We start from the raw sequence: 14,056 nt of genomic DNA, 5'->3' as shown, positions 1-14,056 counted from the left end.
GGCGGCGGCTAGACCGTCAAAAAATTGCCGTCCGCCTCGAGTGCGGCCAGCACTTTTTCCTGCCAGGACGGCATTTTTTCAAAAATCGCCTTCAGCAAAGCCGGGGAAGGCTGTACCGGGACGCCCTTGTCGACGAAACCAGGCATGCCCACCACCACCGCGATGGCGATCTTCATGTTGCGGTTTTCCGCCAGGTCATACAGTTCCGCGGCGCCTTCGTCGGTCTTCGCGTCGATTTGCTTGCTTTTTTGCACCGAGCGCTTGATCGCCACCACCGACGTTTCGCGAATCACGGCACGGTACTGGTCGGAATTTTTGCTGACGATGTCAAAGCCCGCCTTGTGTGCCCCGTCTTCGTCAAACAACACCGACACCAGGTGCACCTGATCCACCGATTTGTTGCCATCATTCAACAGGGAAATATCAAAACCAGCCGAGGCGATCATTTGTGCGTTGTTCATATGTATTTGCTTTCTTGATTGAGGTAAAAGTAAAAAGGCCGCCATCAAGGCGGCCCCGGTACAGACGCTAGTCGCTTACAGCGCGCTGTCCTGGATGGTCAGGGTGGTCGCTTCATGCTGCGCATCGGCGCCCTTGTAGCGCAGGACGTCGAAGGCGCAGGTGACGATCTTGTTTTTCTCGCCGTCGTCGATCTTGGCCGAGGTGATCTTGATGCGGCCCATGGCCAGCGCCAGCACGTCGGCTGCCGGCGCCGTGCCCGATGCCATGGCGTAGGCGAGCGGGATTTCCGTCTCGGACTTGAAGTAGTCGAGGTAAGTGGTGTCCTGCAGCAGCACCGTGAACTGGCCCGAGCCCATGACCTTGCCGCGCGAGGCGGCCGTGGCGTACTTCGAACCGATCACCGGGTCGACCTTGACCTGGCCGTCGAGCGAGACGGACATGCCGGTGCAGATCTGCGACGGGATGCCGTTCACGGACAGCATCGCCGTGGCGCCCGAAAACTTGCCGGTGCCCGGCGCGGCCAGCGGCGTGGGGAAGTACGGCACGGCCGTGGTCGGGCCTTCCGCCTTGCCCATCAGCGTGAAGTCCAGGCTGGTGATGCCGTTCGGCTGCACGGCGATATCCATCTTGCTGACCAGCTGGTCGACGAAGCTGCGGTGCACGCCGATCTTCGGGTCCTGCACTTCGGCCGTGAACCAGTCGGTGGTGTGGCCGCTCAAGGGGGTGAAGCTGCGCTTGCCCACCGCCGCCACGCCGACCGAGTCGCCGGCCGCCTTGACGATCATGGCGGAACCGTCCATGAACTGGCCGTTCAGGTTGGTCGCCGTCACCGACGTGACGAAGAAGTTCTTCGCGTTGTTGGCGGCGGCCGGCGCCGTCATGCCGGTGATGCGCACCACGCTGCCGGCGCGGAAACCTTCCGCCAGCCAGGAACCGGCGCTGCGCGTCAGGCCGGAGGCGGCGGCAGCGATGGTGGTTTGCGCGGCAGCGACGCCGCCGGCCGTGAAGTCGCGGCGCAGCAGCGCTGCCATCAGCGGCGCATAGGTGCCGCACGCCGCTTCGGCCTTGATGGCGCCCGTGGTGCGGAAATTGCCCAGGCGGGTATCGCCCTGCTGCTGGCTGGCGTCGATTTCGGCGCTCGCATATTTGTCCGCTTCCGTGTCGAAGGTGGCCGTGACGCGGGGATAAATCTGGCCGCCGCCGGCGGCGGCCTTGCTGCCTTCGGCGCTTTGTTTGCTGATAACGATCAAGCTGTCGATGCCGTTTGCTGTCGATGCCATAAGTAATACCTTTCGTGGGATGAAAACCGCCGGAGCGGCCTTGTGGAAAAAACTGGAAAATGGGAGATGAAACGAAAAAGCCCGCGCGCGGTGAGGCGGCGGGCTGGCGTCCGGATGGCACGGGGCCGTGCCGGACGAAAGATGGGCGAAGGAGCCATGAAGGCCGTTCGCTGCGCTGATTTCCCCTATCGGTGTCGCGCCAGAGACGCGTCTATTACGAGTGGAGAAGCATGTGGTCCTGCGGTGTTGCGGTGTTGCGGTGTTGCGGTGTTGCGGTGTTGCGGTGTTGCGGTGTTGCTGTTGCTGCGTGATCGAAACTCTATTGTAGGGGCGTTTTTTTCAGCGCCAGGCATATTGCAAAAAACTTTTCAGTGACCCAGGCGGCGCATGGCGCGGGCCCCGTGCGACTGGAAGATACCTTCCAGCTCGCTGACCATATCCTTGATGCGTTCGAGCTCGAAGCCGCCGGAGCAGCTGATGGCCGCTTCGCCGGCACCGTGGCACGCCTTGCAGACGACCGGTGCGCCCGCCTGCATGGCGGCGACGACGCCCGTACCGTGGCAAACCTTGCATTTGCTGTCGAGCCAATGCGCGAGCGACGCTTCGGCCACGCGGCGGTACAGGGTATTGGCGGCCTGCGCATCCCAGGCCGTCTGCGCCTTGACCCAGCGCCGCGCGCGGCCCTTCTGCGTCACGGCCGCCGTCCAGGCGCGCAGCAGCTGCGCCAGGTTGCCGGCATTGCCCTCGAACAGGCGGCTGATGGTGCCGTCCGCGTATTTGACGCGGCACAGCAAGGCGCCCATGTCGCCGGCCAGCGCGGCCGCCGCGATCACGTCCAGGTCGTGGTGGACGGCATCGTCGCGCAGGTTCTGCGACGACAGCGATGCGATGAATTTTTCTGCAAACCCCATGATTTTCTCCTCGTTGATACTTGTCTTAGTTGTCCTGCGCCGGCCCGAACAGGGCCGCCACCAGCGGATCGCGGCGCGCCGCACCGCGTGGCCAGCTGGCCGTGCGGCGCACCTGCGGCGGCAGTTCGGCCCAACCGTCGACCTCGTCGTCCTGCTCGCCCAGCGCGTACAGGGCGGGCCGCTGGCGTCCCGGCTCCGTGCAATGGCGCTGCGCCAGGTGGATCTGTCCCATGCCGCACATGTGGCGCAGATAGCGGCTCATGGTGCCCGCATCGAGTCCCAGCAAGGCGGACAACTGCGCCGCGCTGGCCTGGCCCTGCTCGCGAATGTACTGCGCGATGCGGGCGATATGCAGCTGCGACTTCTTGCTGCGTCCCTGTAACTGGCGCCCCTGCCGCGGCACCGCCCTGCTTTCAACCGACTGACTGCTGTTCAACATCTGCCTGACCTCCCGTGGTGTCGCCAACCGGCAAACGCTGTAGTACGTTTGCGACAGGCAACAAGTAGACTTTATCAATCGATAATGTTAAAGTCAAGCATTTGGTAATTTATCAAACGGTAAATTTCAGGTTTAATGTGGAGATGGATATGTATCAATACAGACGCGACCGCCTGCTGGCCCTGATCCGCGAGCACTACGACAACACGCGCAAGAAAATTTCCGACGTCAGCGGCTGGAGCGAGGCGCGCATCTCGCAAATCCTCTCGCCCACCTACCGCGAGGGACGCGCCTTCAGCGAAAAGATCGCGCGCAAGCTGGAAGCGGACCTGCAGCTGGGCAGCATGTACTTCGACCAGGGCGCGGCACCCGACCAGGCGGCCATGGCCGCGCGCGCACTGGCCGGCGTACGGCCCGTGGTCGTGGAAGATGGCGAGGATGAACGTTTCTACCCGATCCGCAAGGTAAAACTGCGCCTGTCGGCCGGCATCACGGGCTTTGCCATCGAGCCGGAAACGCACGACGGCAGCACCATCAGCGTGCCGCGCAGCTGGGTCGAGCGCAATGGCTACCACCCTGAAAAACTGGTGGCGATCAAGGTCAAGGGCGAGAGCATGGAGCCGGCCCTGTACGAGGACGACGTGGTGATCATCAATACGGCCGACAACCGGCCGGCCGACGGCATTGTGTTTGCCATCAATTACGAAGGCGAGCCGGTGGTCAAGCGCATGGCGCGCGATATCGGCGAATGGTGGCTGACCTCGGACAACCCCGACCAGCGCAAATATCACCGCAAGCTGTGCCGCGGCAATGAATGCCTGATCGTGGGCAGGGTCGTACGCAAGGAAAGCGACCGCATTTGAAAATGAAGTTTATCGATTGATAAACTTCGTTCCCGTCATGGCGCTGACGCCAATGCTGCCTGGATCTGCTGCAGCGATGCCGGATCGTCCATCGACGTCAGGTCGCCCGGACTGCGTCCTTCGCAGATGGCCTGGATCGAACGGCGCAGCAGCTTGCCCGAGCGCGTCTTCGGCAGCTGCGCCACGAACAGCACGCGCGCGGGCCGCGCCACGGCGCCCAGCTGGCGGTCGACGACGGCCATCACTTCGCGTTCCAGCGCCGTTTTCGCCTCAATGCTGTCAAAACCCCGCGGGTCCTTGAGGATCACGAAAGCCATCGCCACCTGACCTTTGAGCTTGTCTTCCACGCCCACCACGGCCACTTCCGACACGTTCGGATGGCTGGTGATGCTTTCCTCGATTTCGCGCGTGCCCAGGCGGTGGCCGGCCACGTTGATCACGTCGTCGGTGCGGCCCAAAATAAAATAATAGCCATCCGCGTCGCGCACGCCCCAGTCGAACGTGGAATACACTTGCCGCCCGCTGAAGGTGGACCAGTAGGTGTCGACGAAACGCGCGTCGTCGCCGTACACCGTCTGCATGCAGCCGGGCGGCAGCGGGCCTTCCAGCACCAGCACGCCCTTCTCGTTGGCACCGCACTCCTCGCCCGTCGCCTCGTTGAGCAGCCTGACCTGGTAGCCGTACATGGCCAGGCCCGGGCTGCCCAGGCGCGTCGGCGTGTCGGCGATACCCTTGGCCACCGAGAGAATGGGCCAGCCCGTCTCCGTCTGCCAGTAGTTGTCGATGATGTCCACCTTCAGTTCGTCGGCGATCCACTGCGACGTCGTTTCATCGAGCGGCTCGCCCGCCAGGTACAGCGCTTTCAAGGAAGACAAGTCATATTTGCGCATCAGTTCCACCGGGTGCTTGCGCAGCACGCGGATGGCCGTCGGCGCCGAGAACATGCGCGTGACCTTGTATTTTTCAACGATGCTCCACCAGATGCCCGCATCGGGACAGATGGGCAAGCCTTCGTACAGGATGGTGGCCATGCCGGCGATCAGCGGGCCGTACACGATGTAGGAGTGTCCCACCACCCAGCCGATATCCGAGGTGGCAAAGAAGGTTTCGCCGGGCTTGCCGCAGAAGTTGTACTGCATCGACGACGCCAGCGCCACCGCATAGCCGCCCACGTCGCGCTGCACGCCCTTCGGTTTACCCGTCGTGCCCGAGGTGTACAGCACGTACGACGGCGCGTTCGATTCGAGCCAGGCGACGGGTACCCGCGCGTCGATGTGCCGCTCGCGCAGCGCCGCATAATCGACGTCGCGGCCCGGCGCCAGTTCCATCGGCACCAGTTGGCGGTCGACCAGCAGCACGTGCTGCGGCTTGTGCGCGGCGATGCGGATGGCTTCGTCGAGCAGCGGCTTGTAGGCAATCGCCTTGCCATTGCGCGAACCGGCATCGGCGGAGAATACCAGCTTGGGTTGCGCATCGTCGATGCGGCTGGCTAGGCTGTTGGCGGCAAAGCCGCCGAACACCACGGAATGCACGGCGCCGATGCGGGCGCACGCGAGCATGGCAAACGCCGCCTCGGCGATCATCGGCATGTAGATCAATACGCGGTCGCCCTCGACCACGCCCAGCGACAGCAGCATGGCGGCGCAGCGCTCTACTTCGCGCTGCAGCTCGCGAAAGCTGTAGCTGCGCTCCGTGTTCGTTTCGGTGGAAATGGCGATCAGCGCGGCGGCATCACCCTGGCTGTCCACCCAGCGGTCGACGGCGTTGTGGCACAAATTCGTGGTCCCGCCGACGAACCATTTGGCGAACGGCGGGCGGGAATAATCGAGCACTTGCGAAAACGGGGTGTTCCAGTCGATCTTGTCCGCTTCCTCGCGCCAGAAAGCGTCAGGCGTGTCGATCGAACGTTGATAAAATGCTGCGAAATTCATGTCTCCTCCGGTATGCGTGCAATCTGTATCGGGCCTGGGCGAACGGGTCTGGCCACTTTATGTGTAGAGCATCTGCCTGCGTATTTCTGTCGTTTATCTGCGTATGCGTGCATCCTCCAACGATTTTTCAAACAGTTTTTTCGAGAACTCGAACATCTCCGGCTGCGCCGCCACGCAGGCGCGGCGCTCGGCGGCGATCCTGTCGCGATTCGCCGCCAGGGTGGCGCCGGTCAGCGGCATGCCGAACTGGCCATCGTCCGGCGCGCCCCCCTTTTGCGTCATGACGCGCTGCATGACGACATCGCCCAGCGCCTTCTTGAAATGTCCTGCTTCCCAGTACCAGCGTGTGCTGGCTTGGCGCTGTTGTTGAGTGGGTATCGGCTCGCAGTTGTAGCGGCCGAAACCGCTGAAATCGGTCACGCTGATGCTGGCCGACGGATTCTCCTTTTTCACTGCCGCCACTTGCTGCACGACCTGCTGTTTCCACTGCTCGAACAGGGGCCACAGGCCTGCTTCTTCGAACAAGGTGAGCATCTGCGCGTGATAGGGATAGATCACCAGCTTGATATCAGCTTGCGTGGCGGACATCGCCAGCAAGAAGTCGTGCAGCGATTGAAAATCGCCGTCGGCAAAATCGGTCTTCGACATTTTGACAAATCGAGCGGTGCTTTTCTGCGCCCGATGCTTGAATACCTTGTAATAGCCATCGCGGGCCGCTTGCGCCCCAAGCTCCTGCGCGGGATTGTGGCCATCGGGCGCCATGATGAATGCTGCCCTGTCATGCTGGATGAGCGGGGTCTTCACGGCGTCCTTGACCGAGGCCAGCGAAAACAAGGTGTCAAAACGCCAGAATCCCGGAGCATGGGCGCGCGGCGCTTCTGCTTCCGCAGGTGCCGACGGCGCGACTGCCGGGGTCAGGAAGTCGAGAAATTCAAGGCCCACGATCACCACTCCGGGCTTGATACCTGCCTGTGTCAGTTGCTTGAACTGACTGATGGCCGTGGCCATCCCAGTGCCGGGAATTCCCATATTGTAGCCAGCACCCTGCATCGCGCTAAATGCAGCGGTATGCGGATCGAAACCGATCTCCGCGCGCGAGTTGCCCAGGATGATGAACCGCGGCTGCAGCCGCAGCGCGTGTTCGTGCTTGATCTGGCTCTGGTAGCGCTCCAGGCCAGGCTTGACGGCATTGAAGTTTTCGCGCCTGGCCACGCCATACAAGCTGTATGGATCGACGATGTACACAATGACGCATAGCAGGCATGCGCAGGACAGCAGCACCAGCGTGAGGATGGACAGATAACGGCCATAAGATAGTCGGGTCATTTTCAGCGCTCTCCGTCAGAACTGGAAATACAAGAAATCGGCGGGCCGGTTCAGACCGAGGATGCTCGCCAACGCCAGCAACGCGATGGCTGCGGCCCATGCGGTCGAAGCGCGCCACGTCAGCAGGCGCGTCATGTTCAGGCCTGCCGCACCTGCAATGCGGGCACGCTGAAAATCCAGTGCCGGTGCGCAGCGGCGCATGATCTGCTGCGTGTTCGGAAAGGCGAAGGCGAGCAGCGCCGCTATGCTTATCCACGTCCAGGTCTTGACGAACTGGACACCTTCACCCAGGTAAAACGTCACGCCCATCGTCTCCAGCAAGCGCTGCAGCGATGGCACGCGGCTGGCCAGCGCGTCGGGGATGGCAATGCCGTTACCGCCGGCCATGCCCTGCAGTATCGACCATGACGTCGCCATGTCCGGTGCACGGAAAAAGACCCAGGCAACGCAAACGGCGGCAAAGGTGATGAAAATAGCGGTGATCTTCCACGCCCGATTGTCGAGCGGCAGATGCAAGCGCCGAGCTAGCCCGCTCCAGCCCTTGTGGACGCCCAGGTAAGCGCCATGCAGCGCCCCCCATACGATGAAATTCCACCCGGCGCCATGCCACAGGCCGCCCAGCACCATGGTGATCATCAGATTCAGGTAGCGCCGCACGGGCCCGTAGCGGTTGCCGCCCAGCGGGATATACAGGTAATCGCGCAGGAAGCGCGACAAGGTCATGTGCCAGCGGCGCCAGAATTGCGCGATATTGCGCGCTTTATAGGGCGAATCGAAGTTCAAAGGCAGGCGCACGCCGAACAGGCGCGACAAGCCGATGGCCATGTCGGAATAGCCGGAGAAATCGAAATACAACTGGAACGCGTACGCCAGTACCCCGCCCCAGGCGACCAGCAGCGATGGCGCGGCCGGATCGCTGAACAGCGGCGCCGCATACGGGCCGATGTTATCGGCGACCAGCACTTTCTTCGCCAACCCGATGATGAAAATGGTCGCGCCGATGGCCACATTCCTGGCCGACAGGCGGAAAATCCGCTTGTCGGCAAACTGCGGCATCATTTCCTTGTGGTGCAATACGGGGCCGGCGATCAGGTGCGGAAAATACGTGACGAACAGCAGGTAGTGGACAAAGCGGCTTTCCTGCGCCTTGCCCTGGTAGGTGTCGACCAGGAAGGCGATCTGGGTAAACGTGAAAAACGAAATCCCGATGGGCAGCACCACATGCAGGACGGGCAGCGGCTGCGCCAACAATTGCGACAGGCTGGCAACAAAGAAACCCGCATACTTGTAGTACGCAAGCAGGGCCAGATTGGCGGCGATGGCCGCGATCAACAGGCCCTTGCGGTGGCGGATACGCCCAGGCCCCAGCCGACCCGCGCACGTGTAGTTGAAGACGACGGAGCCGAGCAGCAGCGGCAGGTAGCGGTAATCCCACCAGCCATAGAAAAACAGCGAGGCGCCGGCCAGCCAGGCGGCGGCCCATAACTGGCTGCGCCGTCCCAGGATGAAAAATCCGGCCACCGTGATGGGCAGATAGGCAAACAGGAAGACGTAGGAGTTAAATAGCATCGGGGTTCACCAGTCAGGAAGCATGGGAGGCCGCCACCGCATGCGCATCGCGGCTGACGCTCCCCCATTTTCCTTGTCGCTCAGTTACTTTGCTAGCAGAAATATCAACTGATCTGCATGCGCATCGGCCTAATTGACCTGGCCTTAAAACGCGTCGCCGGGAATGCGCACGCTGCCTTCCATCAGCACGCGCGCGCTGCGGCTCATGATGGCCTTGGTAACGCTCCAGGCGCCATCGACCAGCGCCGCTTCCGCGCCCACCATCAGGGTGCCGGACGGGTGGCCGAAGCGCACCGAGTTGCGGGGACCGCCTCCGGCCGCCAGGTTGACCAGAGTACCGGGAATGGCCGCCGCCGTGCCGATGGCAACTGCCGCCGTGCCCATCATGGCGTGGTGCAGCTTGCCCATGGACAGAGCGCGCACGAGCAGGTCGATGTCGCCCGCCGCCACCTTTTTCCCGCTCGACGACACATAGCCGGCCGGCCTGGCGACAAAGGCCACCTTCGGCGTGTGCTGGCGCTTGGCCGCTTCATCGAGATGGGAAATCAAACCCATGCGCAGCGCGCCATGCGCGCGGATGGTCTCGAAGCGGCCCAGGGCGGCCGGATCGCCATTGATGGCATCCTGCAGTTCCGTGCCCGTGTAGCCGATGGCGTCCGCATCGACGAAAATCGTCGGGATGCCGGCGTTGATCATCGTGACTTTTAAAATTCCAATGCCGGGCACGTCGAGGTCGTCGACCAAATTACCGGTAGGAAACATCGCGCCGCCGCCGCCCTCTTCCTCCGCGGCCGGGTCGAGGAATTCCAGCTTCACTTCCGCGGCCGGGAAGGTTACGCCATCGAGTTCGAAATCGCCCGTTTCCTGCACTTCGCCATGCGTCATGGGCACGTGGGCGATGATGGTCTTGCCGATATTGGCTTGCCAGATGCGCACCGTGGCGATCCCATTGGCAGGCACGCGGGCCGCGTCCACCAGGCCGCTGGCGATGGCGAACGAACCGACGGCGGCCGACAGGTTGCCGCAGTTGCCGCTCCAGTCGACGAAAGGCTTGTCGATCGAGACCTGGCCGAACAGATAGTCGACGTCGTGCTCCGGCTTCGTACTTTTCGCCAGGATCACCGTCTTGCTGGTGCTCGACGTGGCGCCGCCCATGCCGTCGATCTGCTTGCCGTAGGGGTCGGGGCTGCCGATCACGCGCAGCAGCAGCGCATCGCGCGCGGCGCCCGGCACTTGCGCGCTGGCGGGCAAATCCTGCAGGCGGAAGAACACGCCCTTGCTGGTTCCGCCGCGCATATAGGTGGCGGGGATTTTGATTTGGGGGGTGTGGGTCATGAGTTTTCCTGGAAAGAGGCAGGTCGGATTAGCGTGGCTTCGCCACGCGTAATCCGACACATTGTTGGCGCGTTTTGGCAGACAGCGTCGGATTACGCGCAAGCGTTAATCCGACCTACCGTTACGCGGCTTTCGAAGATTCGAGGAAATCTTGGGCAAATCGCTGCAGCACGCCACCGGCCTCATAGATCGACACCTCTTCCGCCGTATCGAGGCGGCAGGTGACGGGCACGTCGACCGTTTCGCCGTTCTTGCGGTGAATGACGAGGGTCAAGGTGGAGCGCGGCGTGCGCTCGCCCACGACGTCGTAGGTTTCGCTGCCGTCCAGGCCCAGCGTCTTGCGGTTCACGCCCGGCAAAAACTCCAGCGGCAAGACGCCCATGCCCACCAGGTTGGTGCGGTGGATGCGTTCAAAACCTTCGGCCACGATGGCTTCCACGCCGGCCAGGCGTACGCCCTTGGCGGCCCAGTCCCGCGAGGAACCCTGGCCATAGTCGGCGCCGGCGATGATGATCAGGGGCTGCTTGCGCTCCATGTACACCTCGATGGCTTCCCACATGCGCGAGATTTTTCCTTCCGGCTCGATGCGCGTGAGCGAACCGGCCTTCACTTTGCCGTCCTCGATGACCATCTCGTTTTTCAGGGTCGGGTTGGCGAACGTGGCGCGCTGCGCCGTCAAATGGTCGCCCCGGTGCGTGGCGTAGGAATTGAAGTCTTCCTCGGGCAAACCCATCTTCGCCAGGTATTCGCCGGCCGCGCTATCGAGCATGATGGCGTTCGATGGCGACAAGTGATCGGTCGTGATGTTGTCGCCCAGGACGGCCAGCGGACGCATGCCTTTCAAGGGCCGCGCGCCAGCCAGCGCGCCTTCCCAGTACGGCGGACGGCGGATATACGTCGTTTGCGGACGCCAGTCGTACAGCGGGCTGACCTTGATGCCGTCATCCGCCTGCGCGGCAAACATCGGGATATACACCTTGCGGAACTGCTCCGGCTTGACGCTGGACGCGACGATGGCGTCGATTTCCTCGTCCGACGGCCAGATATCTTTCAGCAGGATAGGCTTGCCGTCCGCATCCATCCCCAGCACGTCCTTCTCGATATCGAAGCGGATGGTGCCGGCGATTGCGTAAGCCACCACCAGCGGCGGCGAGGCGAGGAAAGCCTGTTTCGCGTACGGGTGGATGCGGCCGTCGAAGTTGCGGTTGCCCGACAGGACGGCCGTGGCGTACAGGTCGCGCGACACCACTTCATCCTGGATCAAGGGGTCGAGCGCGCCCGACATGCCGTTGCACGAGGTGCAGGCGAATGCCACGACACCGAAGCCCAGTTGTTCCAGTTCCGGCATCAGGCCCGCTTCCTGCAGATACAGTTCCACGGTCTTCGAGCCGGGCGCCAGCGACGATTTGACCCAAGGTTTACGCGTCAGGCCCAGGCGGTTCGCATTGCGCGCGATCAGGCCGGCCGCGATCATGTTGCGCGGATTGTTCGTGTTGGTGCAGCTGGTGATGGCGGCGATGATGACGGCGCCGTCCGGCATCTTGCCCGGTTCGTTTTCCACCACGCCGGAAATCCCGCGCGCGGCCAGTTCCGAGGTCGGCACGCGGTTGTGCGGATTCGACGGCCCGGCGATATTGCGCACGACGGACGACAGGTCGAACGTCAGCACGCGCTCGTACTGCGCGTCCACCAGGCTGTCGGCCCACAGGCCCGTCTCTTTGGCGTACAGCTCCACCAGTTTCACCAGTTCGTCATCGCGGCCCGTCAGTTTCAGATACTTGATGGTTTGCGCATCGATGTAGAACATGGCGGCCGTGGCGCCGAATTCCGGCGCCATGTTGGAAATCGTGGCGCGGTCGCCCAGGGTCAGGTGCGATGCACCCTCGCCAAAGAATTCCAGGTAGGACGAAACGACCTTCTGCTTGCGCAAAAATTCCGTCAGCGCCAGCACGGTATCGGTGGCCGTGATGCCCGGCTGCGGCTTGCCCGTCAGCTTGACGCCGATGATATCGGGCAAACGCATCCACGAGGCGCGGCCCAGCATCACGCTTTCCGCTTCCAGGCCGCCCACGCCGATGGCGATCACGCCCAGCGCATCGACCATCGGCGTGTGCGAATCCGTGCCCACCAGGGTGTCGGGATAGGCCACGCCGTCCTGCACCTGGATCACGGGCGACATGCGCTCGAGATTGATCTGGTGCAGGATGCCGTTACCGGGCGGGATCACGTCGACATTTTTAAAGGCCTTCTTGGTCCAGTCGATGAAGTCGAAACGGTCTTCATTGCGGCGGTCTTCGATGGCGCGGTTCTTGGCGAAAGCGTCCGGGTCGAAACCGCCGCATTCGACGGCCAGCGAATGGTCGACCACCAGCTGCGTCGGCACCACCGGGTTCACCAGGGCCGGGTCGCCGCCCTGGGCCGCGATGGCGTCGCGCAGGCCGGCCAGGTCGACCAGGGCCGTCTGGCCCAGGATGTCATGGCAGACGACGCGGGCGGGAAACCATGGAAAATCGAGGTCGCGGCGGCGTTCGATGAACTGGCTCAGCGAGGCGTTCAAGGTGGCCGGGTCGCAGCGGCGCACGAGGTTTTCGGCCAGCACGCGCGAGGTGTAGGGCAAGGTGGCATAGGCGCCTGGCTGGATCGCGTCGACGGCGGCGCGCGTGTCGAAGTAATCTAGCTGGGTGCCCGGCAAGGATTTGCGGTACAGGGTATTCATGGGGGTACTCATTATTTGCGGTCCTTGATCGGCACGAATTCCAGGTCTTCCGGGCCCACGTAGTTGGCGCTCGGGCGGATGATCTTGTTGTCGATGCGCTGCTCGATGATGTGGGCGGCCCAGCCCGAGGTACGCGAGATGACGAACAGCGGCGTGAACATCGCCGTCGGCACGCCCATCATGTGGTAGGACACGGCCGAGAACCAGTCCAGGTTCGGGAACATGTTCTTGATTTCCCACATGACCGATTCCAGGCGCTCGGCGATGTCGAACATCTTGGTCGATCCCGCTTCCTGCGACAGCGAACGGGCCACTTCCTTGATGACTTTATTGCGCGGGTCCGAAATCGTGTAGACGGGGTGGCCGAAGCCGATCACCACCTCCTTGTTGGCCACGCGCTCGCGGATATCCGCTTCCGCTTCGTCCGCGTTGTCGTAACGCTTCTGGATGTCCAGCGCCACTTCGTTCGCGCCGCCGTGTTTCGGGCCGCGCAGTGCGCCGATGGCGCCAGTGATGGCCGAGTGGATGTCGGAACCCGTGCCGGCGATGACGCGGCTGGTGAAGGTCGAGGCATTGAATTCGTGTTCCGCGTACAGGATCAGCGAGGTGTGCATGGCTTTTTCCCACGACGCCGATGGTTTTTGGCCGTGCAGCAGATGCAGGAAATGGCCGCCGATCGAGTCGTCGTCCGTTTCCACCTCGATGCGCTTGCCGTTATGGCTGTAGTGGTACCAGTACAGCAGCATGGAGCCGAACGACGCCATCAGGCGATCGGCGATGTCGCGCGCGCCCGGCGCGTTGTGGTCGTCCTTTTCCGGCAAGGCGCAGCCCAGCACGGACACGCCCGTGCGCATCACGTCCATCGGGTGGGCGGCGGCCGGCAGCGCTTCCAGCGCCGCTTTCACTGCCGACGGCAAGCCGCGCAAGGACTTCAGCTTGGCCTTGTAGCCTTTCAGTTCCGCAGACGTCGGCAGCTTGCCGTGCACCAGCAGGTAGGCGATTTCCTCGAATTCGCAGCTGTCGGCCACGTCCAGGATGTCGTAGCCGCGGTAGTGCAAATCGTTGCCGGTCTTGCCGACCGAGCACAGCGCCGTGTTGCCGGCGGTGACGCCGGACAGGGCGACGGATTTTTTAGGCTTGAAGGTGGCGGCTTGCGGTGCGGTCATTGTGTTCTCCAGATTGAATAGTCTCGGGTACGTCACTGCGGGACCGGCATGCGGTCCC

Annotated in this window: 11 protein-coding genes; 1 reads left to right on the top strand and 10 read right to left on the bottom strand. The window is 62.9% G+C overall.

What is annotated here, in order from left to right; genetic code table 11:
- Nucleotides 1-8 precede the first annotated feature (8 nt).
- The 4 genes from ACQ4WQ_RS06125 to ACQ4WQ_RS06110 all read right to left on the bottom strand — a co-directional run bounded on the left by ACQ4WQ_RS06125 (nt 9) and on the right by ACQ4WQ_RS06110 (nt 3,092).
- On the bottom strand, nt 9-509 hold the full coding sequence (locus tag ACQ4WQ_RS06125; RefSeq protein ID WP_436495376.1) for a hypothetical protein: 501 nt from the start codon (nt 507-509) through the stop codon (nt 9-11).
- A 27-nt stretch (nt 510-536) separates the two neighbouring features.
- On the bottom strand, nt 537-1,742 hold the full coding sequence (locus ACQ4WQ_RS06120; protein ID WP_326456949.1) for a phage tail tube protein: 1,206 nt from the start codon (nt 1,740-1,742) through the stop codon (nt 537-539).
- 368 nt (nt 1,743-2,110) lie between these two features.
- On the bottom strand, nt 2,111-2,653 hold the full coding sequence (locus ACQ4WQ_RS06115) for a DnaJ-like cysteine-rich domain-containing protein (RefSeq protein ID WP_070280380.1): 543 nt from the start codon (nt 2,651-2,653) through the stop codon (nt 2,111-2,113).
- A gap of 25 nt (nt 2,654-2,678) precedes the next feature.
- On the bottom strand, nt 2,679-3,092 hold the full coding sequence (locus ACQ4WQ_RS06110) for a FeoC-like transcriptional regulator (protein ID WP_326456950.1): 414 nt from the start codon (nt 3,090-3,092) through the stop codon (nt 2,679-2,681).
- A 149-nt stretch (nt 3,093-3,241) separates the two neighbouring features.
- On the opposite strand from ACQ4WQ_RS06110, the gene ACQ4WQ_RS06105 reads away from it, so the two are divergent.
- Complete coding sequence (locus ACQ4WQ_RS06105) at nt 3,242-3,955, top strand: S24 family peptidase (RefSeq protein WP_326456951.1); 714 nt, start codon at nt 3,242-3,244, stop codon at nt 3,953-3,955.
- Between the two features lie 35 nt (nt 3,956-3,990).
- Here ACQ4WQ_RS06105 and ACQ4WQ_RS06100 read toward each other — a convergent pair whose 3' ends face one another.
- From ACQ4WQ_RS06100 to prpC, 6 genes are all read right to left on the bottom strand, one after another.
- Nucleotides 3,991-5,886 carry a propionate--CoA ligase gene (locus tag ACQ4WQ_RS06100; protein ID WP_436495373.1) on the bottom strand — a complete coding sequence of 632 codons (1,896 nt, stop codon included), beginning with the start codon at nt 5,884-5,886 and terminating at the stop codon, nt 3,991-3,993.
- Nucleotides 5,887-5,979: 93 nt separating this feature from the next.
- Complete coding sequence (locus tag ACQ4WQ_RS06095; RefSeq protein WP_436495371.1) at nt 5,980-7,131, bottom strand: hypothetical protein; 1,152 nt, start codon at nt 7,129-7,131, stop codon at nt 5,980-5,982.
- A 96-nt stretch (nt 7,132-7,227) separates the two neighbouring features.
- Complete coding sequence (locus ACQ4WQ_RS06090; RefSeq protein ID WP_436495369.1) at nt 7,228-8,781, bottom strand: MBOAT family O-acyltransferase; 1,554 nt, start codon at nt 8,779-8,781, stop codon at nt 7,228-7,230.
- 144 nt (nt 8,782-8,925) lie between these two features.
- Nucleotides 8,926-10,116, bottom strand: coding sequence for a 2-methylaconitate cis-trans isomerase PrpF (gene prpF, locus ACQ4WQ_RS06085; RefSeq protein WP_436495367.1), 1,191 nt, complete (start codon nt 10,114-10,116; stop codon nt 8,926-8,928).
- Nucleotides 10,117-10,237: 121 nt separating this feature from the next.
- Entirely contained in the window at nt 10,238-12,832 is a 2,595-nt protein-coding gene (acnD, locus tag ACQ4WQ_RS06080) for a Fe/S-dependent 2-methylisocitrate dehydratase AcnD (protein ID WP_436495970.1), read from the bottom strand.
- 11 nt (nt 12,833-12,843) lie between these two features.
- The gene (gene prpC, locus ACQ4WQ_RS06075) at nt 12,844-13,998 is read right to left on the bottom strand and encodes a bifunctional 2-methylcitrate synthase/citrate synthase (protein WP_326456956.1); all 1,155 of its coding nucleotides are present in this window, start codon (nt 13,996-13,998) and stop codon (nt 12,844-12,846) included.
- Between the last annotated feature and the right edge of the window lie 58 nt (nt 13,999-14,056).

The organism is Janthinobacterium goodfellowi (assembly GCF_051380695.1).
Taxonomy (GTDB): domain Bacteria; phylum Pseudomonadota; class Gammaproteobacteria; order Burkholderiales; family Burkholderiaceae_D; genus Janthinobacterium.
This window is presented reverse-complemented; position numbering and strand designations above follow the sequence as displayed.

Coding starts and splice junctions, on each gene's coding strand:
- ACQ4WQ_RS06090 (WP_436495369.1), bottom strand. CDS start 8,781: ATGCTATTTAACTCCTACGTCTTCCTGTTTGCCTATCTGCCCATCACG.
- ACQ4WQ_RS06100 (WP_436495373.1), bottom strand. CDS start 5,886: ATGAATTTCGCAGCATTTTATCAACGTTCGATCGACACGCCTGACGCT.
- ACQ4WQ_RS06115 (WP_070280380.1), bottom strand. CDS start 2,653: ATGGGGTTTGCAGAAAAATTCATCGCATCGCTGTCGTCGCAGAACCTG.
- prpC (WP_326456956.1), bottom strand. CDS start 13,998: ATGACCGCACCGCAAGCCGCCACCTTCAAGCCTAAAAAATCCGTCGCC.
- ACQ4WQ_RS06110 (WP_326456950.1), bottom strand. CDS start 3,092: ATGTTGAACAGCAGTCAGTCGGTTGAAAGCAGGGCGGTGCCGCGGCAG.
- ACQ4WQ_RS06120 (WP_326456949.1), bottom strand. CDS start 1,742: ATGGCATCGACAGCAAACGGCATCGACAGCTTGATCGTTATCAGCAAA.
- acnD (WP_436495970.1), bottom strand. CDS start 12,832: ATGAATACCCTGTACCGCAAATCCTTGCCGGGCACCCAGCTAGATTAC.
- prpF (WP_436495367.1), bottom strand. CDS start 10,116: ATGACCCACACCCCCCAAATCAAAATCCCCGCCACCTATATGCGCGGC.
- ACQ4WQ_RS06105 (WP_326456951.1), top strand. CDS start 3,242: ATGTATCAATACAGACGCGACCGCCTGCTGGCCCTGATCCGCGAGCAC.